This is a genomic window from Burkholderia sp. BCC1640, assembly GCF_902833125.1.
GTDB lineage: Bacteria > Pseudomonadota > Gammaproteobacteria > Burkholderiales > Burkholderiaceae > Burkholderia > Burkholderia diffusa.
Genome location: NZ_CADFEF010000016.1, coordinates 109,777 through 135,275, shown reverse-complemented (window position 1 = coordinate 135,275; position 25,499 = coordinate 109,777). Strand labels below are relative to the sequence as shown.

Genomic DNA, 25,499 nt, shown 5'->3' with positions numbered 1-25,499 from the left:
CTTGCGTGGCGTCTGTTTCCTGTTGGCTTCCATGTATCTCGCTGACGTGAAGGGCTGGAACCGGCTGTCCGGAAGGAATAACGGCAGACTGCGCGGAATCTTTAACCGGCCGGCCGCGGCTGGCGCTGCCGCCGGGCCGGGTCGTGCACACCGGCGTTCGACAGGCGAACGCCGGTATGGCCTACATCGAGGCTGACTTTATAAGAAATGAGGACGCAGATGAAGCGAAAACTGTTGGTGGGCGGCGCGGCGGCGCTGCTGGTGGCCGGCCATGCGCTGGTCGCGCAGGCGCAACTGAAGCCGGGCGACGCGGCGCCCGACTTCACGACGCAGGCGTCGCTGGGCGGCAAGACTTACACGTACTCGCTGGCCGATGCGTTGAAGCACGGGCCGGTCGTGCTGTACTTCTACCCGGCCGCGTTCACGAAGGGTTGCACCATCGAGGCGCATGCGTTCGCGGATGCCGTCGATCGTTACAAGGCTTACGGCGCGACGGTGATCGGCGTATCCGCGGACAACATCGACACGCTGACGAAGTTCTCGGTGAGCGAGTGCCGCAGCAAGTTCCCGGTCGCGGCCGATCCTGACGCGAAGATCATCCGCGAATACGACGCGAAGCTGCCCGCGCTCGATCGTGCGAACCGCGTGTCCTACGTGATTTCGCCGGAGGGGAAGGTGCTGTACGAATACACGAGCCTGTCGCCCGACAAGCACGTCGAGAACACCCTCGGCGCGGTGAAGGCGTGGGCTGACGCGCATCCGAAGCAGTAAGCGGCAGTCAGCAAGCGCACAGTAAAGCGGCCCGCATCGCGGGCCGCCGGCACGACGAAAACGCGCCGCCCGGGCGGGCGGCGCAGGCGTGCGTTACGCGCGCAATGCCTGTTCGATCGGCACGCTGCCGCCGACGAAGCCGATGACCTTGCGCGAAATGCCGAGCTTGATCGCCTCGATCGCGGCCCATGCGACATCCTGGCGTGACACCGGCGGCGCAGGGTCGAGCGGCTCCTCGGTCAGCGCGATCTTGCCGACGCCCGGGCCGTCCGCGAGCGGGCCGGGGCGCAGGATCACGTAGTCGATGCCCGATGCGATCACGCGGTCGTCGCCTTCGCGCTTCATCCGCGAATAGTGGCGCAGCGCGTCGCCGCTGCGCTCCGGCCAGTACGCGCTCAGCGAACTGATCACGACCAGCTTCTGCACGTTGTAGGCGAGCGCATGCTCGGCCGTGCGCGCGACCGCGTCGCGGTCGATCTGCTCCTCTTCGGCGGCGCCTTCCGATTCCGCCGAGCCGGCCGCGTAGATCACGTGCGTGATGCCCTGGAACGCGTGCGAGAAATCGCCCGTCAGATCGGCCTCGACGACCTTCGCGCCCGGCAGCGCATAGCCGTGCCGGCGCACCAGCGCAGTCACCTCGAATTCCGGCTGCTCGAGCAGCAGATCCGCGCAGGCTCGACCCGTGCGGCCGGTCGCGCCAATCAGCAATACCTTCGTCGTCATGAAACCGCTCCTTGCGCGATGCGTCATCCTCCCAGATAGGGACGGACGACCGATACTCAAGTGTATGTCGATTTGGGGAGGCGGCGCGCGGGTAATTGGGGCTGTACCGCTCCGTAACGGCCGGCGCGGCACCCCGTTATCCGCGCGGTCGCGCGCATGGATGGCGGAATCGACCCGCCGACCGGCTATCATGTGCGCGATGCATTTTTCGCCGCTACGCAATACAACGCGGCGACCAACCGGTTGGAGTACACATGGCATTACCCCTGGACAACGTCAGCATGGCCGTGTTCTGCGACTTCGAGAACGTCGCGCTCGGCGTGCGCGACGCGAAGTACGAGAAATTCGACATCAAGCCCGTGCTGGAGCGGCTGCTGCTGAAAGGCAGCATCGTCGTGAAGAAGGCGTATTGCGACTGGGAGCGCTACAAGGGCTTCAAGGCGTCGATGCACGAGGCGAGCTTCGAACTGATCGAGATTCCGCACGTGCGCCAGTCCGGCAAGAATTCGGCCGACATCCGGCTCGTCGTGGACGCGCTCGACCTCTGCTACACGAAGTCGCACGTCGATACGTTCGTGATCATCAGCGGCGACTCGGATTTCTCGCCGCTCGTGTCGAAGCTGCGCGAGAACGCGAAGAAGGTGATCGGCGTCGGCGTGAAGAAGTCGACCTCGGACCTGCTGGTCGCGAACTGCGACGAATTCATTTTCTACGACGACCTGGTGCGCGAGCAGCAGCGCGCGCTGGCGAAGCGCGAACAGCAGCGCACGGGCAACGGCGGCGCGAAGCGCGCCGACGAGCCGTCGCGCAAGCCGGAGCTGGAAGTGCGCCGGAGCGAGGCGATCGCGCTCGCGGTCGAGACGTTCGACGCGCTGGCATCGGAGCGCGACGACGTCGGCAAGATCTGGGCGTCGGTGCTCAAGAGCGCGATCAAGCGCCGCAAGCCGGATTTCAACGAGTCGTATTACGGCTTCCGTGCGTTCGGCAACCTGCTCGACGAAGCGCAGGCGCGCGGCCTGCTCGAGGTGGGGCGCGACGACAAGTCGGGCGCGTTCGTGTCGCGGCCGCGCCAGTCCGCCACGGCGGCCGAGCCGATGGCGGCGCGTGAAACGGGTGGCGCGCAGCACGGTCACGGCGGGCGCCACGGCGAGGCTGCAACGGCCGAGCGTGAGCCGCGGCATCGCGGGCAGCGTGCGGAAGCGGCCGTTCACGAAAGCGTGCAGGTCGATGCCGAAGAGGCGGACCTCGTCGACGTCGTGAGCGACGCGGCGCACGTGCCGGCCGCGACGGCTGAAGCGAATGAAGCAGCCGAGGCGCACGGCGACGCGAAGGACGGCCGCAAGCGCGCGCGCAAGAGCGCGGCGAAGAAGACCGGCGCGAAGAAGGGTGGCGAAGCGAAGGGCGCCGGCCGTCACGCGGCGGCTAAGCCGGACGAGGCTGCGCACGGCGGCGCCAAGCACGGCAGCGAGAAACATGCCGAAGCGCCTCATCGCGACGCGGAGCACGGTGAGGATCGCCACGTCGCGGCGCAGCATGCGGCGCCGACGGCCGGCGAGCACGGTGCCTCGACGGCGGCCGCGCAGCCGCAACACGAAGCAGCACCGGCTGCCGAATCGACCGGTGAAGCGGCTGTCGAAGCGGCACCCGGCGCCAAGCCGAAGAAGCCGGCCCGCAAGACGGCGACCCGCGCGCGTCGCCCGCGCAAGACGGCAGCCGCCGCCGAGTAACGGCGTCACGGCGGGGCGGCGTCCGATCGGGGGCGCCGCCCGCGTCGCCGCGTCGGCCGGTGCAATGCCGGCCGACGCGTTCCGCTATCTGTTCAGCACGTATGGCTGCGTCATCACTTCGAGGAAGTGACCGTCCGGATCGTCGAAGTACACACCGCGCCCGCCGTTGTGGCGGTAGATGTCGCCGGGATGCCGTTTCGCAGGATCGGCCCAGTGCGGTAGCCCGCGCTCGCGAATGCGCGCGAACACGCGATCGAAGCCGGCCTCGTCGGTCAGGAAAGCGTAATGCTGGGCCGTGATGTCTCCCTCTTTTTCGTAGAAGTCGAGCGACACGCCGTTGTCGAGCTGGACGACCAGCATCGCGCCGAACGGCGTCGGCGCCGGGAGTTCCAGAAGCTCGGTGAGGAAGCGGCTCGACGCGTGCTTGTCGCGGCACCAGACGATCGTATGGTTCAGCTGGACGTTCATGGCGGGTCCCCGGGAAGGGGCGCGAGGGTGGGCATGGACACACGATAGCCGATCGCGGCCGGCGTGCAAGCCCGTCAAGCGGCCGCCCGATGCGGCCGCGTGCCCGTTACCCGCTTACTCGCCCGCCACCGCTGGTCCGCCCGGGTTGCTCCGGCGGTTGCGGCGCTTTTCGCCCCACACGCGGAACCGGTCCATGTATAGATAGACGACCGGCGTCGTGTATAGCGTCAGCACCTGCGACATGATCAGGCCGCCGGCGATCGCGATCCCGAGCGGCGCACGCAGCTCGGCGCCGTCACCGCTGCCGAACGCGAGCGGCAGCGCGCCGAGGAGCGCCGCCATCGTCGTCATCATGATCGGCCGGAAGCGCAGCAGGCACGCCTCGTGGATCGCATCGAACGACGACTTGTTGCCGTTGCGCGTCTGGTCGATCGCGAAGTCGACCATCATGATCGCGTTCTTCTTCACGATACCGATCAGCAGGATCACGCCGATCAGCGCGATGATGCTGAACTCGGTCTTGAACAGCAGCAGCGCGAGCAGGGCGCCGACGCCGGCCGACGGCAGCGTCGACAGGATGGTGATCGGGTGGATGTAGCTCTCGTACAGGATCCCGAGCACGATGTAGACCGCCAGGAGTGCCGCGAGGATCAGGATCGGCTGGTTGTTCAGCGACTGCTGGAACGCCTGCGCGGTGCCCTGGAAGCTGCCGACGATCGTCGGCGGCACGCCGATCTGCGCCATCGTCTGGTAGATCACCTGGGTCGCCTCCGACAGCGACACGCCCGGCGGCAGGTTGAACGAGATCGTCGTCGCGACGAACAGCCCCTGGTGGTTGACCGACAGCGGCGTCGTGCTCGGGCCGAAGGTCGCGATCGCGGACAGCGGGATCATCGTCGACTTCGACGTCGACACCGCCGCGCCCGACGACGCGCTCGACTTGCCGCTCGACGCGATCGAGTTCAGCGCCTGGTTGCGCGCCGAATCGGACGCGATCGCCGCGGCGCTGGTGGCGGCCGTCCCGGCGCTCGACGTGCCGGCCGAGGTCGCGACGAAGGTGCCGGCCGCGGCGTTGGTCGTCTGCGAGCCGTTCGCGCTGCCGCCCGACGTGCTGATCCACACCTGGTTCAGCATCTCCGGGCTCTGCCAGTATTTCGGCGCGACTTCCATCACGACGTGGTACTGGTTCAGCGGGTTGTAGATCGTCGAGACCTGGCGCTGGCCGAACGCGTCGTACAGCGTGTTGTCGATCTGTGCGGGCTTGATGCCGAGCCGCGCGGCGGTCGCACGGTCGATCGTCACCATCGCCTCGAGGCCGCCTTGCTGCTGGTCGGAGTTCACGTCGGTCAGCTCGGCGCGCTTTTGCAGCGCCTCGGTCAGCAGCGGGCCCCACTTGTACAGCTCGGCGCTCGAATCGCCGAGCAGCGTGAACTGGTACTGCGCATTGCTCTGCCGGCCGCCGACGCGGATGTCCTGCGCGGCCTGCAGGAACGTGCGCGCACCCGCGACGTCCGCGAGCGGCTTGCGCAGCTGCTGGATCACCTGATCGGCCGACAGCTTGCGCTCGGTGCGGTCCTTCAGCGTGACGAACATGAAGCCGGAGTTGGTCTGCGTGCCGCCGGTGAAGCCCGCGACGCTCTTCACGTTCGGGTTGGCCTGCACGATCCGCATCATTTCGGAGAACTTCAGCTTCATCGCCTGGAACGACGTCGACTGGTCGGCCTGGATGCCGCCGATCATCAACCCGGTGTCCTGCTGCGGGAAGAAGCCCTTCGGCACGATGATGTACAGGTAGACGTTCAGGCCGATCGTCGCGAACAGGATCAGCAGGACCAGCAGCGGACGGCGCAGCGCCCACGACAGCGTGCGCTCGTAGCCGCGCTGCATCCGCGTGAAGAAGCGCTCGAGGAACCGGCCGAGGCGGCCTTCCTCCTGCACCTCGTGCGACTCGCGCAGCAGCCGCGCGCACATCATCGGCGTGACGGTCAGCGAGACGGCGAGCGACACGCCGATCGCGAGCGACAGCGTCAACGCGAATTCGCGGAACAGGCGCCCGACGATGCCGCCCATCAGCAGGATCGGCAGGAACACCGCGACGAGCGATATGCTCATCGACAGCACGGTGAAGCCGACCTCGCGCGCGCCGTCGAACGCAGCCTGCAGCCGCGGCTTGCCGTTCTCGATGTGGCGCGTGATGTTCTCGAGCACGACGATCGCATCGTCGACGACGAAGCCGGTCGCGACGATCAGCGCCATCAGCGACAGGTTGTCGATCGAGAAGCCCAGCAGGTACATCGCGCCGAACGTGCCGATGATCGAGATCGGCACCGCGACGCTCGGAATCAGCGTCGCGCGCCAGTTGCGCAGGAACAGGAACACGACCATCACGACCAGGCTCACCGCGATCAGCAGCGTGTGCTCGGTGTCCTTCAGCGACGCGCGGATCGTCGTCGAACGGTCGAGCACCGGCGTCACCGTGATGTCGGCCGGCAGCGACGCCGTGAGTTGCGGCAGCGCCGCGCGCACGCGGTCGATCGTCTCGATGATGTTCGCGCCGGGCGAGCGGTAGAGGATCACGAGCACCGCGCGCTTGCCGTTCGACAGGCCCAGGTTGCGCAGATCCTCGACGCCGTCGACGACCTCGGACAGGTCGGACAGCCGCACGGCCGCGCCGTTGCGGTAGGCGACGACCAGGTCGCTGTACTGCGACGCCTGCGAGGCCTGGTCGTTCGTATAGAGCTGGTAGTGCTTCGGGCCGAATTCGATCGCACCCTTCGGGCTGTTCGCGTTCGCGGACGCGAGCGCGGCCCGCACGTCCTCGAGGCCGATTCCGTAGTGGAACAGCGCGTGAGGCTCGAGCTCGACGCGCACGGCCGGGTTCGCGGAACCGCTCACCGACACCTGGCCGACGCCGTCGATCTGCGACAGCGACTGCTGCAGCACCGTCGACGCGGCGTCGTACAGCTTCGCGGGCGACGACGTTTCCGATGTGAGCGACACGACCATGATCGGCGAATCGGCCGGGTTGACCTTGCGGTACGTCGGGTTGCTCTTCAGCGACGCGGGCAGGTCGGCGCGCGCCGCGTTGATCGCGGCCTGCACGTCGCGCGCGGCGCCGTCGATGTCGCGGTTCAGCCCGAACTGCAGGATGATCCGCGCGTTGCCGACGGTGCTGGTCGACGTCATTTCGCTGACGTCGGCGATCGAGCCGAGGTGCCGCTCAAGTGGGCTCGTCACGCTGGTCGCGACCGTCTCGGGGCTCGCGCCGGGCAGCGACGCCTGCACCGAGATGGTCGGGAAGTCGACCTGGGGCAGCGGCGACACCGGCAGCTTGATGAACGCGAACAGGCCCGCGAGCGCGACGCCGAGCGCGAGCAGCGTCGTCGCGACGGGGCGGGTGATGAAGGGGCGCGACAGGTTCATCGCTTACGCGCCCGTCTGCTTGCCGGCGTCGCGGCCGGGGCCGTGCCGTTCGAACCAGCCGCGCACGCGGCGCGCGAGGCTGTCGAAGCCGAGGTAGATCACCGGCGTCGTGAACAGCGTCAGCACCTGCGACACGATCAGGCCGCCCGCGATCGCGATCCCGAGCGGCTGGCGCAGCTCGGAGCCCGCGCCGGCGCCGAAGATCAGCGGCACCGCGCCGAGCAGCGCGGCGAGCGTCGTCATCAGGATCGGCCGGAAGCGCAGCAGACACGCCTGGTAGATCGCCTCGCGCGGTGGCTTGCCTTCGACGCGTTCGGCTTCGAGCGCGAAGTCGATCATCATGATCGCGTTCTTCTTCACGATGCCGATCAGCAGCACGATCCCGATGATCCCGATGATGTCGAGATCGTGCCCGGTGATCATCAGCGCGAGCAGCGCGCCGACGCCGGCCGACGGCAGCGTCGACAGGATCGTGATCGGATGGATGTAGCTTTCGTACAGCACGCCGAGCACGATGTACATCGTGACGACCGCCGCGAGGATCAGGAACAGCTGATTCGACAGCGATGCCTGGAACGCGAGCGCCGCGCCCTGGAAGCGCGTCTGGAACGAGCCGGGCAGGCCGATGTCCTTCTCGGCGGCGTCGATCGCCTTCACGGCCTCGCCGAGCGACGCGCCCGGTGCGAGGTTGAACGAGACCGTCGTCGACGGGAATTGCGACAGGTGCGCGACGAGCAGCGGCGACGGCCGTTCGTGGAACGATGCGATCGACGACAGCGGCACCTGGCCGCCGCCCGCGGACGGCAGGTAGATGTCGTTCAGCGATTCGGCGTAGTGCTGGTCCTTCGGCTCCGACTCGAGAATCACGCGGTACTGGTTCGACTGCGTGAAGATGGTCGACACGATGCGCTGGCCGAACGCGTCGTACAGCGCGTTGTCGACGGTCGCCGGCGTGATGCCGAAGCGCGCGGCGCTTGCGCGGTCGATCTCGATGTAGACCGACTGGCCGTTGCTCTGCAGGTCGGTCGCGACGTCGGCGAGCGACGGCTCCTTCTGCAGCCGCGTGACGAGCTTCGGCACCCAGGTCGCGAACTCGTCGGGGTTCGGGCTCGTCAGCATGAACTGGTACTGCGTCGGGCTCACGGTCGAGTCGATCGTCAGGTCCTGCACCGACTGCATGAACAGCGTGATGCCGGTCACGTTCGCGACGCGCTGCTGCAGGTCGCGGATGATCTGCGCGGCCGACTCGGCGCGCTCGTCGCGCGCCTTCAGGTTGATCAGCATCCGGCCGCTGTTCAGCGTGATGTTGCTGCCGTCGACGCCGATGAACGACGTGAGGCTTTCGACGTTCGGATCCTTCAGGATCTCGGCCGCGAGCGCCTGCTGGCGTTCGGCCATCGCGCCGTACGAGATCGATTGCGGCGCCTGCGTGATCGCCTGGATCACGCCGGTATCCTGCGCGGGGAAGAAGCCCTTCGGCACGTACACGTAGAGCAGGGCGGTGAGCCCGAGCGTCAGCAGCGCGACGACGAGCGTCGAGCGCTGGCGGTTCAGCACCCATTCGAGCGCGACCGCGTAGCGCGCGATCACCCAGTCGATCGCGCGGTGCACGCGCGCCTCGAAGCGGTGGCTTTCGGGCGGCGGCGAGTGGCGCAGCAGCTTCGCGCACATCATCGGCACGAGCGTGAGCGACACGATCGCCGAGATCACGATCGTCACCGCGAGCGTGATCGCGAACTCGTGGAACAGCCGGCCGACCACGTCGCCCATGAACAGCAGCGGAATCAGCACCGCGATCAGCGACACCGTCAGCGAGATGATCGTGAAGCCGATCTGCCGCGAGCCCTTCAGCGCGGCCTCGAACCCCGAATCGCCTTCCTCGACGTAGCGCGCGATGTTCTCGATCATCACGATCGCGTCGTCGACGACGAAGCCGGTCGCGATCGTGAGCGCCATCAGCGACAGGTTGTTCAGCGAGAAGCCGGCCATGTACATCACCGCGAGCGTGCCGATCAGCGACAGTGGCACCGACAGGCTCGGGATGATGGTCGCGTAGATGTTCGCGAGGAACAGGTACATCACGAGCACGACCAGCGCGACCGCGAGCAGCAACTCGAACTGCACGTCGCGCACGGCGGCGCGGATCATCGTCGTGCGGTCGGTGACGATCTGCACGTCGAGCGCGGCGGGCAGCGTCTCCTGCAGCTTCGGCAGCTGCGCCTTGATCGCGTCGACGGTCGCGATCACGTTCGCGCCCGGCTGGCGCTGCACGTTCAGGATGATCGCGGGCTCGGTGTTCACCCATGCGCCGAGCTTGGTGTTCTCCGAGCCGGCGACGACCTTCGCGACGTCGGTCAGCATCACCGGGCGGCCGCTCTTGTAGGCGACGACCGCGTCGTTGTATTGATCGGCGCTGGTGAGCTGGTCGTTCGCGTTGATCGTGTACGCGCGCGTCGGGCCGTCGAAGTTGCCCTTCGGCGTGTTCACGTTCAGGTTCGAGATCGTCGTGCGCAGATCGTCGAGGTTCATCCCGTACTTCGCGAGCGCGGTCGGGTTGGCCTGGATCCGCACGGCCGGCCGGTTGCCGCCCGACAGGCTGACGAGGCCGACACCCGCGATCTGCGAGATCTTCATCGCGAGGCGCGTGTCGGTCAGGTCCTGTACCTGCGTGAGCGGCAAGGTCTTCGACGTGATGGCCAGCGTCAGCACCGGCGCGTCGGCCGGGTTGACCTTCGCGTAGATCGGCGGGGCGGGCAGGTCGGACGGCAGCAGGTTGCCGGCCGCGTTGATCGCGGCCTGCACTTCCTGTTCGGCGATGTCGAGCGGCAGGTCGAGCGAGAACTGCAGCGTGATCACCGACGCGCCGGCCGAGCTTTGCGACGACATCTGGTTCAGCGACGGCATCTGGCCGAACTGCCGCTCCAGCGGCGCAGTGACCGACGACGTCATCACCTCCGGGCTCGCGCCCGGATAGAAGGTCTGGACCTGGATCGTCGGGTAGTCGACTTCGGGCAGCGCGGCGAGCGGCAGGAAGCGCAGCGCGACGAGACCGGCCAGCATGATCGCCGCCATCAGGAGGGCGGTGCCGACCGGCCGGAGAATGAAGAGGCGGGATGGATTCATCGAGCGGCCCGCGCGTTACTGGGCCGCGGGGGCCGCTGCCTGCGACGCGCCGTGCTTCTGCCCGCCGCGGTGGGCGGCCGCACCCGATGCACCCGACGCCGCGCCGGCGCCGTGCGCGCCCGACGCGCCTTTCGGCTTGTCGGCCGGGATCGTGATCTTCGCGCCTTCGCGCAGCCGGTCGGAGCCGTCGGTGACCACGCGCTCGCCGATCGCGACGCCGCTGACGATGCTCGTGCGCTCGCCGTCGACCGGGCCGACCTTGACCTTGCGCACCGTCACCGTGTTGTCGGGTTTCACGATGTACACGAACTGGCCGATCGAGCCCGTCAGCACGGCGGCCGTCGGCACGATCGTCGCATCGCGCATCACGTCGACCAGCAGCCGCGTGTTCACGAACTGATTCGGAAACAGCAGGCCTTCCTTGTTGTCGAAGGTCGCGCGCAGCTTGACCGTGCCGGTGCTCGTGTCGATCTGGTTGTCGAGCGTCTGGAGCGAACCCGTCTCGAGCGGCACCGTGTTGTTGCGGTTGTACGCGGTGACCGACAGTTTCCGGCCCGCGTTCACCTGCTTGACGATCTGCGGCAGGTTGTCCTCCGAGGTCGTGAAGATCACGCTCATCGGCTGCAATTGCGTGATCACGACGATCCCGTTCGTGTCGCCCGGCGTCACGTAGTTGCCGGGGTCGACCTGGCGCAGGCCGACGCGGCCCGACACCGGCGCCGTGATGCGCGCGTACGTGAGGTTGAGCTTCGCGGAGTCGATCGCCGCCTGGTCGGTCTTCACCGTTCCTTCGTATTGCTTGACGAGCGACGCCTGGGTGTCGACCGTCTGCGACGCGATCGAGTCCTGCGACAGCAGCGTCTGGTAGCGCTTCAGGTCGATGCGGGCCGTCGCGAGCAGCGCCGAGTCGCGCGCGTGCGTGCCTTCGGCATTCTCGAGCGCGACCTGATACGGGCGCGGGTCGACCTGCGCGAGCAGGTCGCCTTTCTTGACGATCTGGCCTTCCTGGAACGCGACGGACTGCAGATAACCCGACAACTGCGTCTTGACCGTCACGTTCGCGAGCGGCGTCACGGTGCCGAGCGCGGACAGCACGATCGGCATCTCGCCCTGCGTCGCGGTCGCGACCGATACGGGTTGCGGAACGTTCGCCATGGCGGCGGGGCCGCCGCGGCCGCGATGGCCGCCACCGCCTCCGGCGCTCGCGCCGGAGGCCGCGCTGCCCGCTGCCGACGCGTCCGCCTGCGTACGGTTCCACGGGTGCCACCACAGCAAGCCGCCGATGACGACGACCGCGAGCGTCCCGATCACCAGCGTGCGGCGCGGGCGGCGCACGGCGGGGGAGGCAGGATCCTTCGAAGGGGGCGTGGGCTTTTGTTGGTTGTCCATCGTGTTCTGTCAGGAAGACGGCGCGGCGGGCCGGGAGACGGGCCCGGGGCGGCGCGTGGGCTTGCGGTGCCGGAGGGCCGGCTCGATCCGGGCCCTTCCGGCCCGCGCGGGAAAAGAAAAGAGCGGTGCGCGCCGCGAATGCGGCGCGACGATGGGCATGATGCTACGTCCCGTCCCCGTTACAGTCCAGTCGTCTATCTTTCAACGGGTTACGGTCGTTACAGAAGGCGACGGGACGATGACGGATCGATTACACGGCGCTGCGCCGGGCGGGTGCGCCGCCGATCTCGCGGGTGATTTTCGCGATGCATTCGTGCAGCGCGGGCACCACGTGTTCCTGCAGCCATTCGGGCGGGCACTGACTGGATGCGCCGCCGCAGTTCACCGAATAGCGCTGGCCCGACGGGCCGACGAAACCGGCCGCGACCGCGTTCAGCCCTTCGCGCCATTCGCCGATCGCGATCGCATGGCCCGTGCGCATCGCATCCTCGACGCCGGGGTTCAGGCGCGCCGATACGTGCGGCCAGTCGTCGCCGGCCGTCGCGCGCAGCGCGTCGAGCAGCACGCGGCGCTCGTCGTCCTCCAGTGCCGCGAGATACGCGCGGCCGACCGCGGTGCGCGCGATGTCCATCCGCGAGCCGATCTCGAGACGCGTGACGAGCACGGCCGAGCGCGGCCGGATCACGTCGATCGCGACCATGTCGAGCCGGTCGCGCACCGCGAGGTGCACCGACAGCGACGTGCGCTCGGCGAGTTCGATCATGAACGGCCGTGAGCGCGCGCGGATGTCGAAGTTGCGCAGGAAGCCGTGGCTCAGTTCCAGCACCGACGCGGTCAGCACGAAGCGCTCGCTGTCGGGCAACTGGAACAGGAAGCCGGCGCTGACGAGCGTCGCGGTGATGCGCGACACCGTCGGCTTCGGGATGCCCGTCAATTCGGTGAGTTCGCGGTTGCTGACCGGGGCATCGGCGGCCGCGATGCGCCGCAGCACGGCGAGGCCGCGCGCGAGCGCGGTGATCTCGTCCGGCGACGATTCGCGGTCGCGGGGCGCGGGAGGCGTTACAGGTGTCGACACGAGGGATTCTCTCTATTTCCGAAACTCGATTTCAATTTTGTTGGTATTGTAGGATGATTGTCAAAAGATGCGTGTTCCATGGGTGAATCGTTCATCGGATGAGATTTTACGGGTTCACCCTTGGTTTATTAGGAAAGCGCTCAAATGTGCATTACCGGGAAGTGAACAAACCGGTGCAAATACCGCTTGACTTGTCGGGCGGAAACGGAAAGAATGTCTCACGTTTTCGAAACATCGTTTCACGAGTTTAACCGGCAACGGTGTTTCGCGCAGTCTCTCAGGTTCTAGCACGGCCCTCGGAATGGCTAGAACTTTTTTAGCGCCACGGTCTCCGTGGCGCTTTTTTTTTGCCCGTCCGCCGGACGCATCAGGTCCGTATTATCCCCCGATCGCTGAAATCGCCCGTTCGACCGTGCTCGTGCGCGCCTGCGTGCGTGCGGCGCGCGCAAAAAAAAAGCGCGATGCCCGCAATGGGCATCGCGCGTAAACCGGCGTGGAGCGCCGACGAATGAAACGTGAAGAAGAAAGCGTGACAGGGGCACGCGGCCCCACGGTGCAGAGGGTCAGCCCTTCGCGAGCTTGATGCTGGTCGGCTCGGCGGTCAGGTAGCCGACGCTGGCGCCGAAGCGGTCCTTGAAGTTCGCGCGCACGAGCGGATCGAGCGTCGGCTTGACCTTGTCGTGCAGCGGCGTCTCCCAGTCGCCCGCGTGCTGGAAGTTGCTCATGATGTAGGTCCAGCCGTTGATCTCGTCGACCGCGTGCAGGCCCGTCGATTCGGCGCCGGCCGGGCACGACAGCACGCGCACGAGCGACTTCGTGTCGACGTTGTACGCCCACAGGAAGTTGTTCACGTGCATGCCCGAGTCTTCGCCGATGAAGAGCGTGCGCAGCTTCTCGGAGAACTTCAGGTTGTCGGGGTTCGCGATCTTGTCCGGGTTCGCGAGGTTGCCGAGCGCATCGGCCGCGGCGAGGTCCTCGCCGACGAGCGCGGCCGGCGCGCCCATGTCGACCGGCACCCACTCGCTGTCGATCGCGCCGCCCGACGTGTCGCGCTGGCCGGCCTTCAGGTTCAGCGCGTAGACGGCGCCTGCTGCGATCTTCTTGTCCACCGCGACGTCGCGCGACACCGCATTGCCCTGGACCATCGACGTCTCGATCCGCGACATCGCCGTGTAGACGATCTTGTCCTTCGCGTTGACCGTCGTGCCTTCTAGCTTCGTGAACGCCATGCTGCCGCCGATCAGCGCCGCGTAGCGATGCGTCTCGAGGAACGCGGCCGCCTTTTCCATCCCGGGCTTCACGCGCATCCAGTTGAACTTGCCGCCGAAGTGGATCTTCGTGAAGCTCGCGTCGTTCGGCTCGGTCGTCGTCAGGTCCATGATGTCCGACGCCTTCAGCGTGTTCGCGAGCGTCTCGATCTCGCTGCTGGTCGCGTGACCGATCCTGATCCACGTGAGCGTCGCGCTGCCGGCGCCGGCGGACGACGTCTGCGTCCACTTCGCGACGTACAGCGTGCCGGCCGACAGGTCGGCCGCCTTATCGGCGACGAACATGAACAGGCCGCCGTTGGTGGCGTCGTCGCCCATCATTACCGTGCGCTGGTCCGGCATCACCTGGATCAGCTCGTGCGAGATGCGGCCGAGGCAGTAGTGCTTCTTCACCGAGCCGGTGCCGTCCGGGTTCACCGTGATCTCGGGCAGGTGGCCGTAGTGATAGGGATTCGCCTTCGTCTCGTCGCCGAACGTGTTCCGGCTGAATGCCTTGAACTGCGCGTCGGTCGCGGCCTTCGTCGCGTCCGGCTCGTATTCCTCGCTTGACAGGTGCGTGCCCCACGGCGACAGGCTCGCGCCGCACGTGATCCACAGGCCGTGCGCCTTCGACGTGTCGACGTTGTGATACTTGACCACCTTCAGCGCGCCGCTGGACGGATCCTGGTCGAGCGTGATCACCGCGATCGGCGACGGCAGCTGGCCGTACTGCGATGCGCTCGCCTGGTCGCGCGTCGTGTATTCGAACTGCACGACCGCGAACACCGTGTTGCCCTTCACGCCGGCCACGTTCGCATTCTTCAGCGTCAGCAGCGAGCTGCCGTCCGGGCAGTCCGAATAGAACTGGCGCTCCTTGCCCGCCACCGAGCGGTCGATGATCGGCTGGTTGTTGATGTCGTAGTAGCCGCCCGCGAGCGTCGTGCCGCCCTTGCCGTCCGGCACCATGTCGCCCGTCACGAAGAACGGCCGGTACGCGAGCTTGAAGTTGCGCGACGAGCCGTCCGAGAACGACACCGACAGCGTCGAGCCGACCGTCGTCGTGGCCATCGCGGCCGCGTTGTCGAGCGTGGGCGCGGCCATCGCCGAGAATGCCGCCGACGTGTACGCGGCGGCGGCCGGCGTTGCCGCCGGATTGTCGTCGCCGCCGCAGCCCGTCAGCAGGGCCGGCAGCGCGAGGCCGGAGAGGGGCAGCATGGGCGCGCCGGCGAGGATCTTCAGGGCCTGACGACGGGAAGCATTGGGCAACGCGGGCATGTGGAGTCCAGTTTCGAATGTTGGAAGAATGGCCTTTCGCGAAGCAGGCGATCAGCAAGCAATGCGAAGGCGAGTTGAAAACTGGACCGAAGTTTAGGGACGCTCGATGAAAGTTTTTTGAATTGAAAACGTAATGATGCGTCGGGCGTCCGTCAGGCGCGCCGCCGGACGCCGGTTGGGCGCGTATTCGCGCTCAGTCGCGCTCGGGCGTCGCCGAGATGCGGTGGATCGACAGGTCGGCGCCGTCGAATTCGGCTTCGCGCTCGAGGCGCAGGCCGACGGTCGCCTTCAGCGCGCCGTACACGAGCGTGCCGCCGGCGGTGGCGATCGCGATGCCGCCGAGCGTGCCGATGAGCTGCGACACGAACGACACGCCGCCGAGGCCGCCGAACGCGGGTTGCCCGAACACGCCGGCCGCGATGCCGCCGAGCGCGCCGCACATCCCGTGCAGCGGCCACACGCCGAGCACGTCGTCGATGCGCCACTTGTTCTGCACGCAGGTGAACATCGCGACGAACAACGCGCCGGCTGCCGCGCCGGTGACGAGTGCACCGATCGGGTGCATCACGTCGGAGCCCGCGCAGACCGCGACGAGGCCCGCGAGCGGCCCGTTGTACGTGAAGCCCGGATCGTTGCGGCCGGCCATCCACGCGGCGAGCGTGCCGCCGACCATCGCCATCAGCGAGTTCACGGCGACCAGGCCGCTGATCTTGTCGAGCGTTTGCGCGCTCATCACGTTGAAGCCGAACCAGCCGACCGCGAGCACCCATGCGCCGAGTGCGAGGAACGGAATGTTCGACGGCGGGTGCGCGGCGATCCGGCCGTCCTTCGCATAGCGGCCATGACGTGCGCCGAGCAACAGCACGGCCGGCAGCGCGACCCAGCCGCCGAATGCATGCACGACGACCGAGCCTGCGAAATCGTGGAACGGCGCGCCGAACGCATGCGTGAGCCAGCCCTGCACGCCGAAGCGTTCATTCCATGCGATTCCTTCGAAGAACGGATAGATGAAGCCGACGATGATTAGCGTCGCGACGAGCTGAGGGTTGAATTTCGCGCGTTCGGCGATGCCGCCGGACACGATCGCGGGAATGGCCGCCGCGAACGTCAGCAGGAAGAAGAAGCGCACGAGCGCGTAGCCGCTGTGCTGCGACAGCGTGCCGATGTCGTCGAAGAACTCGACGCCGTACGCGATCGTGTAGCCGATGAAGAAATACGCGAGCGTCGACACCGAGAAGTCGACCAGGATCTTCACGAGCGCGTTGACCTGGTTCTTCTTGCGGACCGTGCCGAGCTCCAGAAATGCGAAGCCCGCGTGCATCGCGAGCACCATGACGGCGCCGATCAACAGGAACAGTGTGTCGACGCCGGATTTCAGACCATCCATGCTGTGGCTTCCTTGCGCAAAAAACGGGCAAGGAACGCAAATATCGAGCCAACTTGGTGAACGTGTGAGTGTAAGTGGTGCGAGCGGCCGTGCGATTCGGCACGCGGGCGATGCGTGCACGGGAGAGGGGCAGGCCGCGGGTGGGGCCGGAGGGGCAGCGAATGCACGCGCGTGGTGCGATGCGAGCGCAACTGGTGCGTGCGATGCGCGGCGTGGTGCGCAGCGATGCACCGGTCTGGCGCGTCAGCGGCGGGCGAACAGCACGCGTGAGCGCCGCAGCCGCAGTGCGCAGGCACACCAATAGGCGGCAACGGTGGTGAGCCCGAGTGCGGCAAACGCGAGCGCCGCGAAGCCCGCGTGCGACTGGCCGTCGCCGTCGGGGCCAAGGATGCCTTGCGCGACGATCAGCGCGGCCGTCCAGAAGCCGATCACCGCCTGGGCGAGCAGGCGAGCGCACGCCACGCGGCGCGGGCGCCCGGCAGCGCGCAGGCACGATGCGGACGGTGAGCGAAGGCACAGGAACAGGGTGGCGGCGAGCGCGGCGGCCAGCGCAATGAACCAGTCGATGAGGAAAGCCATGAAGAAACGGGCAGCAGACGGAGCGGATTGAGGCCCGCCCACTTTAGTCTCGGCACGCCTGCGATTGAATCAGACAAATCCGAAATTGAAAGGCATTTTTAATCACCAGTCGTCATTGGCCCTGTTCCACAGGCGGTATCATCGACGCTGGTCCAACCATTCAGGCCGTGCGGCGCACGGCCGGAGATCGCTGATGAAGATGAAGACTTGGCTGGCGCGTCGCGTGCCCGGGTCCGTGCTGGCGGCCGCGGCCGTTGGTGCGGCGCTGTTGCTCGCAGGCTGCGAGAAGTCCGGCACGCCGGCCACGCAACCCGATACGGCCGCCAGCGCGGCCGCCGATGCCGCGAACAACGCGGCCAAGGCGCTCGACCAGGTGGCGAGCACCGTCAACCAGCAGATCAATGCCGCGAAGGCCGGCATCGCGAGCGCGGCCTCGGCCGTGCCGCCGCTGTCCGCGAGCGGCCTCGCGTCCGCCGCGCAGGCGCAGATCGATGCGGCCGCGTCCGCCGTCGTCGCACACGCGGCATCGGAAGCGGGCGCGAAGATGGCGGAGGCCGGCAAGAAGCTCCAGCAGTGGAGTCAGCAGAACGCATCGGGTGCGAAGCCGGCCAGCGGCGAGTAAGCGCCCCTTGCGGAATTCGTGAAATGTAACTATAGTGCGTACACATTGCCGCCGGCTGCCGTTCGGGCCGGCGTCACCGAGTGAGTGAGGAATGAATACCAGCAGCCGGTTCGCGTTTGCCGTTCATGTGCTTGCCTTGCTGTCGATGCAGGAAGGTGCGCCGCTGTCGTCCGACATCATCGCGGGTAGCGTGAACACGAATCCGGCGCTGATTCGCCGTCTGCTGTCGATGCTGGCGGCCGCGGGGCTGACCACGTCGCAGCTCGGCGCGGGCGGCGGCGCGCTGCTGGCGCGCGAGCCCGGCGAGATCACGCTGCTCGACGTGTATCGCGCGGTCGACGATGCGCAGCTGTTCGCGCTGCATCGCGAGGCGCCGAATCCCGCATGTCTCGTCGGGCGGCACATTCAGGGCGTGCTGATCGACTATATCGGCGACGCGCAGCGCGCGATGGAAGCATCGCTTGCCACGCGTACGCTTGCGGACGTCACGGCCGACGTGCTCGAATCGGAGCAGCGCAGCCGGCCGACGGGAAGCACCGGCGGATAAATCGCAGGCAGCGGCTGATGCAGGGCAGGAGGCCGGGTGACGCGCACGCGCGGCGACCGGCACGACGGAGTGTTGCTCCGTTTTTTTTTCGATCTTATATGTAATCAATGCAGTTACTTTTTGCTTCTGGAGAATCGACATGACGCAACGTACCTTGAACATCGCACTGTTCGGCGCCACCGGGATGATCGGCTCGCGCATCGCCGCGGAAGCCGTGCGCCGCGGCCATCGCGTGACTGCGCTGTCACGCCATCCGGGCGCGGCCGGCGACGGCATCACCGCGAAGGCGGCCGACCTGTTCGATGCGGCCAGCATCGCGGCCGCGCTGCCGGGCCACGACGTCGTCGCGAGCGCGTATAGCCAGAAGCAGGACGAACCCGCGAAGATCGCCGCCGCGGCGAAGGCGCTGGTGGAAAGCACGCGCCAGGCGGGCCTGAAGCGGCTCGTGGTGGTGGGGGGCGCCGGTTCGCTCGAGGTCGCGCCGGGCAAGCAACTGGTCGACACCGAAGGTTTCCCGGACGCGTACAAGGCAGTCGCGCTCGCGCATCGCGATGCGCTCGATTATCTGAAAACGGTCGGCGATATCGACTGGACGTTCTTCGCGCCGGCGGCCCTGATCGCGCCGGGCGAGCGCACGGGCACGTTCCGCACGGGCACGGGCAAGCTGATCGTGGACGCAGAGGGCAACAGCAGGATCTCGGCGGAAGACTACGCGGTCGCGTTCGTCGATGCGCTCGAGCAACACAGCTTTGTGCGCGAGATCGCAACGGTCGCGTATTGAGCGATCCCACGGCAAGGCGGCGCGCAGGTGCCGCATTCGCCGTGAGCGGCCAGCAGGCTGCGCAGCCGCAATGACTTCAGGCGATTCCACCTCGACGGGTGGAATCGCCTGTTTCGTCTGGTGTGCCGATGATCGATGGGCCGCTGCGCGCGGGATCGCGCGTGACGCGGATGCTTCCCGGCCTGATTGGTATTTATCCCGGTCGACGCCGCGCGGCGGTTTCCATATTGTTCCCCGTCATGCAGGATGCATAGAAAAAATTTCTATCTACGAGGGACCGGGTAAATGGATGCCATCGATCGCAAACTGCTTGAGCTGTTGCAGGCAGATGCCACATTGCCGATCGCGGAACTCGCGCAGCGCGTGAATTTGTCGCAGACGCCCTGCTGGAAGCGCGTGCAGCGGCTCAAGGAAACCGGCGCGATCCGCGCGCAGGTCGCGCTGTGCGATCCGCGCAAGCTCGGTGTCGGCACGACGGTGTTCGTCGCGATCCGCACGAACCAGCACACCGAGGAGTGGGCGCAGCGCTTCACGCAGGCCGTGCGCGACATGCCGGAAGTCGTCGAGGTCTACCGGATGAGCGGCGAGACCGACTATCTGCTGCGGGTCGTGGTGGCCGGCATCGACGATTACGATCGCGTGTACAAGCAACTGATCCGCGCGGTGCCGCTGTTCGACGTGAGTTCGTCGTTCGCGATGGAGCAGATCAAGTATTCGACCGCGCTGCCGGTGCGCGATCTGTCCGAGCCGGCATAGCGCGCGGGGCGGCAACGGACCGCGTCGGTGCGCATGGGCGTTACGTGTGCGCGCCGCCGATACGTGCCGTTATCGCCCGGTCAGCGGCCGCGCGACAGCGCGCGTGCGCGTTCGTCCGCGAGCGCGTCGCGGCGCACGAACTCCGCGACGAACGGGCTGGCCGGATGGTGGTGCAGCGCGTACGGCGTATCCCATTGCGCGAGCCGGCCGTCCTTCATCACGCCGATCCGGTCGGCGATCGCGAACGCTTCCGCCTGGTTGTGCGTGACGAGGATCGCGGTGTGACCCGTGCGCTTCAGGATGTCGCGCAGCTCGAACGCGAGCCGCTCGCGCGTATCGACGTCGAGATTCGAGAACGGCTCGTCGAGCAGCAGCAGCTCGGGCGACGGCGCGAGCGCGCGGGCGAGGGCGACGCGCTGCTGCTGGCCGCCCGACAGTTCGTGCGGATACGCGCTGCCGGAAGCGGCGAGGCCGACGAGCTCGAGCATGTCCGCGACGCGCGCGCGCCGCTCGGCCTTCGGCATGCGCCGCAGGCCGAACGCGACGTTGTCGGCCGCACTCAGGTGCGGGAACAGCGCGTAGTCCTGGAACATCATCCCGATACGTCGCCGTTCGGGCGGTACGTCGAGCGACGGCGCCGCGACGGGCGTGCCGTCCAGCACGATGCGTCCCATGCGCACGGGCTCGAAGCCCGCGATCGCGCGCAGCACGGTGGTCTTGCCGCAGCCCGATGCGCCGAGCAGGCAGCCGATGTCGCCGCGCGGCAGCGCGAGGCTCAGCCCGTCGACCACCGTGCGGCGGCCGTGCGGCGTGTCGTAGGCGACGCAGAGGTCGTCGAGTTCGAGCAGGTTCACGGTGTCAGGCTCCGATCTTGTGACGGGTGCGCGCGAGCAGGATCACGGGCACGAGCCCGGCCAGCACGATCGCGAGCGCGGCGACCGCGCCTTCCTCATAGGTGCCGCGCGCGGCCTCCGCATACAGCCAGGTCGCGAGCGTGTCGAAATTCAGCGGGCGCAGCAGCAGCGTCGCCGGCAGCTCCTTCATCGCGTCGACGAAGACGAGCAGTGCGCTCGTCGTGAGCGCGGGCCGCAGCAGCGGCAGGTGCACGCGGCGCAGCGTGCCGCCGGCCGTCTCGCCGAGCGAGCGCGCGGCGTGTTCGAGCGACGGCGGTATGCGCGCGAGGCCGGCTTCGATGCTGCCGGCCGAGATCGCGAGAAAGCGTACGGTGTAGGCGATCACGAGCGCCGCCGCCGACCCCATCAGCAGCAGCCCGTCACGGCCGAGCGCCGCGCCGAGCAGCCGATCGGCCGCCGCGAACGGGATCAGCAGGCCGATCGCGAGCACGGTGCCCGGCACCGCGTAGCCGAGGCTCGCGATTCGCGCGCACACACGGGCCGGGCCCGCGCGCGCGCTGTCGCGCTGCGCGCGCGCCGCCCATGCGACGACGAGCCCGCATGCGAGCGTCGCGACGGTTGCGGCGGCGGCGATCGTCAGCGTGTTCGCGAGCCCGGTCATCAATTGCGCGGATACGCCGCCGACGAGATGCAGCCGCTTGCCGGTCTCGACCGCGAGGTACGCGGCCGGTGCGCCGAAGCCGAGCAGCACCGGCAGCCAGCCGAGCGCGGAGGCGCTCCACGCGGCCGCGCCCGTCAGCTTGCGCGGTGCGACCGGACGCATGCGCCGGCCGTGCGCGTAGCGCTGGCGGCGGCGCCCGTAGCGTTCGAGCGCGATCATGCCGACGACGATCGCGAGCATCGCGAGCGCGATCTGCGCGGCGCCGGCGAGATCGGAGCGCGTGATCCACGTCGTGTAGACCGACACGGTCAGCGTCTGCACGCCGAGGAATTCCGATGCGCCGATGTCGTTCAGCGTTTCGAGCAGCGCAAGGCTCACGCCGACCGCGATCGCCGGCCGCGCGAGCGGCACGACGACGTGCCAGAACGTCGCGATGCGTCCCGCGCCGAGCGTGCGCGCGGCTTCGAGCAGACTCGCGGACTGCGTGACGAACATCGCGCGCGTGCTCAGGTACACGTACGGATACAGCACGAAACCGAGCACGAAGATCGCACCGGGCAGCGAGCGCAGGTCGGGCAGACGGAACTGGCGCGGGCTGTCGAAGCCGAGCAGCCAGCGGATCGCGCCCTGCACGGGGCCGATCGGATGGAGCAGGTCGAGATAGGCGAACGCGACGATATAGGTGGGCACCGCGAGCGGCAGCAGCAGCGCCCAGGTCAGCATCCGGCGGCCGGGAAAGTCGTACGCGGTGACGAGCCACGCGCAGCCGGTGCCGACCACCGTGACGATCGCGCCGACGCCCGCGAGCAACAGCAGCGTGCTGACGAGCGCCTGCGGCAGCACGAATTCGGCGAGATGCTTCCAGTGCGCGAGATCGGCGCCGAACGCGGCGGCGACCAGCACCGCGAGCGGCGCCGCGACCGCCGCGGCGATCGCGACGGCCGCGCCCAGCCAGAGGGCGCCCGCGCGCGAACGGAGCGGCCGGCGGCGCGCGCGGACGAACGTTGTGTCAGTTGTCAAAGCCGACCTTGTCGACGAGCTGGCTGGCCGCCTTGCGGTGCTTCGCGATGTCGGTCAGCGGCAGCGGGTCGACCTTCAGCGTGCCGAAGCTCGCGATCACCGGATCGAGCTTCACGTTCGCGCGCACCGGATATTCGTAGTTCGCCTGCGCATACAGCGCCTGCGCTTCCGGCGACACGAGGTACTCGAGCAGCTTCACCGCGTTGGCCTTGTGCGGTGCGTGCTTCGCGACCGTCGCGCCGCTGATGTTCACGTGCGTGCCGCCGCTTTTCGCGTTCGCGAACGTCGGCCGCACGACCTTGATCGCGTCGCCCCACTTGCGCGCATCGGTGCCCGGCTCCGCGTTCTTCATGTGACCGACGTAGTACGCGTTGGCAAGACCGACGTCGCAGATGCCACCGAGGATGTCGCGCGCGACGTCGCGGTCGCCGCCCGTCGCCTTGCGGGCGAGGTTCGCCTTCACGCCCCGCAGCCACTTTTCGGTCGCGGCTTCGCCGTCGTGCGCGATCATCGCCGCGACGAGTGCCGTGTTGTACGGATGCTGCCCCGAGCGGATGCAGACCTTGCCCTTCCATTTCGGATCGGCGAGATCCTCATAGCGGAACGCGTCGACCTTCAGGTCCTTCTCCACGTACAGCACGCGATCGCGCAGCGACAGCGCGTACCAGTCGCCTTGCGCGCCACGCAGGTTCGCGGGAATCGCCTCGTCGAGCACCTTCGAGCGCACCGGCTGCGCGAGGCCGCCGTCGACGAGGTCGAGCAGGTTGCCGATGTCGACCGTCATCAACACGTCGGCGGGCGACTGCGCGCCTTCCGCCTTTACGCGCTCGAGCAGGCCGTCCTTCACGAACACCGTGTTGACCTTGACGCCGCTCTGTTTCGTGAACGCGTCGATCAGCGGCTGGATCAGCTTCGGTTCGCGGGTGGTGTACAGGCTCACTTCCTCGGCCGCGTGGGCCAGTGGCGCGAATGCGGCGGCGGCAAGGGCGAGGGCGCCGGCGAGCGGCAGCAGGCGGGTGCGCGGATTCGACATGGAGACTCCGATGAGGCAGGCGGACGAAGAAGCGTTCCGGGGCGTGCCTGCCGCCCGAGCAACCCGAAACATTACAAAGCGAAAGATTTCGGATTCTAGATCGAAATGGGAATGATTATCAAATGAAAGGTGTCGGAAAGCCGGGAGGAAGATGGGAGGGAGGTGTGCTACCGGGGCGTCGCAGCGCAGGCGCAAGCGCGTAGAATGCCCGCTTCAACGAAATCGACGGAGCCGTACCGACCATGAACGATCAGCGCAAGAAGAACCCTGTCCGCAACGTGAGCATCCTGATCGTCGTGGCCGTGCTGCTCGTGATCGGGACGATCCTGTATAACGCGATCTCGCAGAAGCACGCGTACGACGAGGCCCATCCGGCCGAGGCCGCGAGCGCCGCGTCGCACTGACTCCGGCGCGGATGCGCATGATCGCTGCACGGCCCGGACGGGCCGCCAGCGATGCGCAGGAACGGCAGGAAGAGTGGAAGCGGGGGGGCGGCGCGAGGCGTCGCGCCGCGATAGATGCGGACGCCGAAGCCCGCGCGCCGCGTGGAAGGTCAGTCGCGCGTCAACGTGACGCAGGCGCAAATTTCGGGCGGATTCGTGCGTAGAACACGAGCGCGAGCAGCGCGAGCCATGCCGCGCCGACGTAAAGCGCGACGCGCGTATCTTCGAACCAGCCGAGCATCACGATCACGAAAGCCATGAACGCGATCGTCAGCGCGGGTGCGACGGGCCACAGCGGCACCTTGAACTTCAGCGCCGCGACCTCCGTGCTCGACAGGCGGCGGCGCATCGCGACCTGCGACAGCAGGATCATCAGCCACACCCACACGGTCGCGAACGTCGCGATCGCCGCGACCACCAGGAACACGTCCTTCGGCATCAGGTAGTTGAGCAGCACGCCGATCAGCAGCGCGCCGGCCATCACGAGCACCGTGACCCATGGCACGCCGTGCCGCGACGTCGCCATCAGCACGCGCGGCGCCTGGCCCTGCCGCGCCATCCCGAACATCATCCGGCCCGCGCCGAAGATATCGCTATTGATCGCCGAGATCGCCGCGCTGATCACCACGAGGTTGAGAATGGTCGCCGCCGACTTCACGCCGAGCGCCGAGAAGATCTGCACGAACGGGCTGCCGTCGCTGCCGACGCCTGTCCACGGGCTGATCGACATCAGCACGACCATCGTCAGCACGTAGAACAACAGGATGCGCGCGGGCACCGCGTTGATCGCGCGCGGAATCACGCGCTCAGGATCCTTCGCCTCGCCGGCGCTCATCCCGATCACCTCGATGCCACCGTACGCGAAGATCACGACCGACAGCGATGCGATCAATCCGCCGATCCCGTTCGGGAAGAAGCCGCCATGGTTCCACAGGTTCGCGAATGTCGGCACGTCGGCCGAATGGCCGAAATGCATGCCGGTCAGCAGGATCGCGACGCCGCCGCCGATCATCGCGACGATCGCGCCGACCTTGATGATCGACAGCCAGAACTCGAGCTCGCCGAACACCTTCACATGGCACAGGTTCAGCCCGCAGATGATCGCGACGACGCCGAGCACCCAGATCCATTGAGGGACATCCGGAAACCAGAAGCCCATATAAATGCCGAATGCCGTGATGTCGGCGATCGCGACGATCACCATTTCGAGCGTGTAGGTCCAGCCGGTGACGAAGCCCGCGAACGGGCCGAGGTTTTCGGTTGCGTAGTGGCCGAACGAGCCGGCGACGGGCTCGCGCACGGCCATCTCGCCGAGCGCGCGCATCACCATGTAGACAGCCGCGCCGCCCAGGATATAGGCCAGGATTACCGCCGGGCCCGCGAGCTGGATCGCGGACGCCGAGCCGTAGAACAGGCCGGTGCCGATCGCCGAGCCCAGCGCGAGAAAGCGGATGTGCCGCGCGCTCAGATGGCGCTGCAAGTTCTTCATCGAGTCTCCGATATCGTTATGCGACGGACCGGGCGAACGGGGCCGGCCCGGTTGGCTCAAGTTGTATATACAACTTGAAGATGTCGGAATGATAACAAGCCGGAGC

General features: G+C 67.5%; 20 protein-coding genes. 7 read left to right on the top strand and 13 right to left on the bottom strand.

Annotated elements, in window-relative coordinates:
* Nucleotides 1–219 precede the first annotated feature (219 nt).
* Complete coding sequence (locus tag HWX25_RS18895) at nucleotides 220–771, top strand: peroxiredoxin (RefSeq protein WP_059523629.1); 552 nt, start codon at nucleotides 220–222, stop codon at nucleotides 769–771.
* Between the two features lie 93 nt (nucleotides 772–864).
* Here HWX25_RS18895 and HWX25_RS18890 read toward each other — a convergent pair whose 3' ends face one another.
* Complete coding sequence (locus HWX25_RS18890; RefSeq protein ID WP_059815920.1) at nucleotides 865–1,494, bottom strand: SDR family oxidoreductase; 630 nt, start codon at nucleotides 1,492–1,494, stop codon at nucleotides 865–867.
* Nucleotides 1,495–1,748: 254 nt separating this feature from the next.
* On the opposite strand from HWX25_RS18890, the gene HWX25_RS18885 reads away from it, so the two are divergent.
* Entirely contained in the window at nucleotides 1,749–3,221 is a 1,473-nt protein-coding gene (locus HWX25_RS18885; protein WP_175909656.1) for an NYN domain-containing protein, read from the top strand.
* A gap of 84 nt (nucleotides 3,222–3,305) precedes the next feature.
* Here the strand turns inward: HWX25_RS18885 and HWX25_RS18880 are convergent, their stop codons facing one another.
* From HWX25_RS18880 to HWX25_RS18845, 8 genes are all read right to left on the bottom strand, one after another.
* Nucleotides 3,306–3,689, bottom strand: a complete 384-nt coding sequence (locus HWX25_RS18880) for a VOC family protein (protein ID WP_347879256.1) — start codon at nucleotides 3,687–3,689, stop codon at nucleotides 3,306–3,308.
* Nucleotides 3,690–3,803: 114 nt separating this feature from the next.
* On the bottom strand, nucleotides 3,804–7,112 hold the full coding sequence (locus HWX25_RS18875; protein ID WP_175909653.1) for an efflux RND transporter permease subunit: 3,309 nt from the start codon (nucleotides 7,110–7,112) through the stop codon (nucleotides 3,804–3,806).
* A gap of 3 nt (nucleotides 7,113–7,115) precedes the next feature.
* Complete coding sequence (locus HWX25_RS18870; protein WP_175909651.1) at nucleotides 7,116–10,235, bottom strand: MdtB/MuxB family multidrug efflux RND transporter permease subunit; 3,120 nt, start codon at nucleotides 10,233–10,235, stop codon at nucleotides 7,116–7,118.
* Nucleotides 10,236–10,250: 15 nt separating this feature from the next.
* Nucleotides 10,251–11,624, bottom strand: a complete 1,374-nt coding sequence (locus HWX25_RS18865) for an MdtA/MuxA family multidrug efflux RND transporter periplasmic adaptor subunit (RefSeq protein WP_175909649.1) — start codon at nucleotides 11,622–11,624, stop codon at nucleotides 10,251–10,253.
* Nucleotides 11,625–11,874: 250 nt separating this feature from the next.
* Nucleotides 11,875–12,699, bottom strand: coding sequence for an IclR family transcriptional regulator (locus HWX25_RS18860; RefSeq protein WP_059691123.1), 825 nt, complete (start codon nucleotides 12,697–12,699; stop codon nucleotides 11,875–11,877).
* 563 nt (nucleotides 12,700–13,262) lie between these two features.
* Entirely contained in the window at nucleotides 13,263–15,221 is a 1,959-nt protein-coding gene (locus HWX25_RS18855) for an alkaline phosphatase PhoX (protein WP_175909647.1), read from the bottom strand.
* Nucleotides 15,222–15,414: 193 nt separating this feature from the next.
* The gene (locus HWX25_RS18850) at nucleotides 15,415–16,608 is read right to left on the bottom strand and encodes an ammonium transporter (protein ID WP_059815895.1); all 1,194 of its coding nucleotides are present in this window, start codon (nucleotides 16,606–16,608) and stop codon (nucleotides 15,415–15,417) included.
* A gap of 243 nt (nucleotides 16,609–16,851) precedes the next feature.
* On the bottom strand, nucleotides 16,852–17,187 hold the full coding sequence (locus tag HWX25_RS18845; RefSeq protein ID WP_059815892.1) for a hypothetical protein: 336 nt from the start codon (nucleotides 17,185–17,187) through the stop codon (nucleotides 16,852–16,854).
* Nucleotides 17,188–17,380: 193 nt separating this feature from the next.
* Between HWX25_RS18845 and HWX25_RS18840 the strand changes: the two genes are divergently transcribed.
* From HWX25_RS18840 to HWX25_RS18825, 4 genes are all read left to right on the top strand, one after another.
* The gene (locus tag HWX25_RS18840) at nucleotides 17,381–17,809 is read left to right on the top strand and encodes a hypothetical protein (RefSeq protein WP_059523609.1); all 429 of its coding nucleotides are present in this window, start codon (nucleotides 17,381–17,383) and stop codon (nucleotides 17,807–17,809) included.
* Between the two features lie 91 nt (nucleotides 17,810–17,900).
* Complete coding sequence (locus tag HWX25_RS18835; RefSeq protein WP_175909645.1) at nucleotides 17,901–18,356, top strand: Rrf2 family transcriptional regulator; 456 nt, start codon at nucleotides 17,901–17,903, stop codon at nucleotides 18,354–18,356.
* Between the two features lie 139 nt (nucleotides 18,357–18,495).
* Nucleotides 18,496–19,137, top strand: coding sequence for an NAD(P)H-binding protein (locus HWX25_RS18830; protein ID WP_175909643.1), 642 nt, complete (start codon nucleotides 18,496–18,498; stop codon nucleotides 19,135–19,137).
* Nucleotides 19,138–19,422: 285 nt separating this feature from the next.
* Nucleotides 19,423–19,893, top strand: coding sequence for an Lrp/AsnC family transcriptional regulator (locus HWX25_RS18825; protein ID WP_006754321.1), 471 nt, complete (start codon nucleotides 19,423–19,425; stop codon nucleotides 19,891–19,893).
* Between the two features lie 80 nt (nucleotides 19,894–19,973).
* Here HWX25_RS18825 and HWX25_RS18820 read toward each other — a convergent pair whose 3' ends face one another.
* From HWX25_RS18820 to HWX25_RS18810, 3 genes are read right to left on the bottom strand one after another with little or no spacing between them, the layout of a single operon-like run.
* On the bottom strand, nucleotides 19,974–20,747 hold the full coding sequence (locus HWX25_RS18820; RefSeq protein WP_059691128.1) for an ABC transporter ATP-binding protein: 774 nt from the start codon (nucleotides 20,745–20,747) through the stop codon (nucleotides 19,974–19,976).
* 4 nt (nucleotides 20,748–20,751) lie between these two features.
* Nucleotides 20,752–22,428 carry an iron ABC transporter permease gene (locus tag HWX25_RS18815; RefSeq protein WP_175909641.1) on the bottom strand — a complete coding sequence of 559 codons (1,677 nt, stop codon included), beginning with the start codon at nucleotides 22,426–22,428 and terminating at the stop codon, nucleotides 20,752–20,754.
* Entirely contained in the window at nucleotides 22,418–23,461 is a 1,044-nt protein-coding gene (locus tag HWX25_RS18810; RefSeq protein WP_175909639.1) for a Fe(3+) ABC transporter substrate-binding protein, read from the bottom strand. The genes HWX25_RS18815 and HWX25_RS18810 overlap by 11 nt, the downstream gene beginning before the upstream one ends.
* Nucleotides 23,462–23,703: 242 nt before the next feature.
* Here HWX25_RS18810 and HWX25_RS18805 point away from each other — a divergent pair, with 242 nt between their 5' ends.
* Entirely contained in the window at nucleotides 23,704–23,865 is a 162-nt protein-coding gene (locus HWX25_RS18805; RefSeq protein WP_006476417.1) for a hypothetical protein, read from the top strand.
* A 160-nt stretch (nucleotides 23,866–24,025) separates the two neighbouring features.
* On the opposite strand, the gene HWX25_RS18800 is transcribed toward HWX25_RS18805, so the two are convergent.
* Entirely contained in the window at nucleotides 24,026–25,393 is a 1,368-nt protein-coding gene (locus tag HWX25_RS18800; protein WP_059815875.1) for an amino acid permease, read from the bottom strand.
* Between the last annotated feature and the right edge of the window lie 106 nt (nucleotides 25,394–25,499).

Excerpts from the sequence above, each read along its gene's own strand:
- HWX25_RS18800 (WP_059815875.1), bottom strand. The coding sequence starts at position 25,393 with ATGAAGAACTTGCAGCGCCATCTGAGCGCGCGGCACATCCGCTTTCTC.
- HWX25_RS18840 (WP_059523609.1), top strand. The coding sequence starts at position 17,381 with ATGAAGATGAAGACTTGGCTGGCGCGTCGCGTGCCCGGGTCCGTGCTG.
- HWX25_RS18870 (WP_175909651.1), bottom strand. The coding sequence starts at position 10,235 with ATGAATCCATCCCGCCTCTTCATTCTCCGGCCGGTCGGCACCGCCCTC.
- HWX25_RS18845 (WP_059815892.1), bottom strand. The coding sequence starts at position 17,187 with ATGGCTTTCCTCATCGACTGGTTCATTGCGCTGGCCGCCGCGCTCGCC.
- HWX25_RS18895 (WP_059523629.1), top strand. The coding sequence starts at position 220 with ATGAAGCGAAAACTGTTGGTGGGCGGCGCGGCGGCGCTGCTGGTGGCC.
- HWX25_RS18830 (WP_175909643.1), top strand. The coding sequence starts at position 18,496 with ATGACGCAACGTACCTTGAACATCGCACTGTTCGGCGCCACCGGGATG.
- HWX25_RS18805 (WP_006476417.1), top strand. The coding sequence starts at position 23,704 with ATGAACGATCAGCGCAAGAAGAACCCTGTCCGCAACGTGAGCATCCTG.
- HWX25_RS18855 (WP_175909647.1), bottom strand. The coding sequence starts at position 15,221 with ATGCCCGCGTTGCCCAATGCTTCCCGTCGTCAGGCCCTGAAGATCCTC.
- HWX25_RS18835 (WP_175909645.1), top strand. The coding sequence starts at position 17,901 with ATGAATACCAGCAGCCGGTTCGCGTTTGCCGTTCATGTGCTTGCCTTG.
- HWX25_RS18890 (WP_059815920.1), bottom strand. The coding sequence starts at position 1,494 with ATGACGACGAAGGTATTGCTGATTGGCGCGACCGGCCGCACGGGTCGA.
- HWX25_RS18810 (WP_175909639.1), bottom strand. The coding sequence starts at position 23,461 with ATGTCGAATCCGCGCACCCGCCTGCTGCCGCTCGCCGGCGCCCTCGCC.
- HWX25_RS18865 (WP_175909649.1), bottom strand. The coding sequence starts at position 11,624 with ATGGACAACCAACAAAAGCCCACGCCCCCTTCGAAGGATCCTGCCTCC.
- HWX25_RS18880 (WP_347879256.1), bottom strand. The coding sequence starts at position 3,689 with ATGAACGTCCAGCTGAACCATACGATCGTCTGGTGCCGCGACAAGCAC.
- HWX25_RS18825 (WP_006754321.1), top strand. The coding sequence starts at position 19,423 with ATGGATGCCATCGATCGCAAACTGCTTGAGCTGTTGCAGGCAGATGCC.
- HWX25_RS18885 (WP_175909656.1), top strand. The coding sequence starts at position 1,749 with ATGGCATTACCCCTGGACAACGTCAGCATGGCCGTGTTCTGCGACTTC.
- HWX25_RS18875 (WP_175909653.1), bottom strand. The coding sequence starts at position 7,112 with ATGAACCTGTCGCGCCCCTTCATCACCCGCCCCGTCGCGACGACGCTG.
- HWX25_RS18850 (WP_059815895.1), bottom strand. The coding sequence starts at position 16,608 with ATGGATGGTCTGAAATCCGGCGTCGACACACTGTTCCTGTTGATCGGC.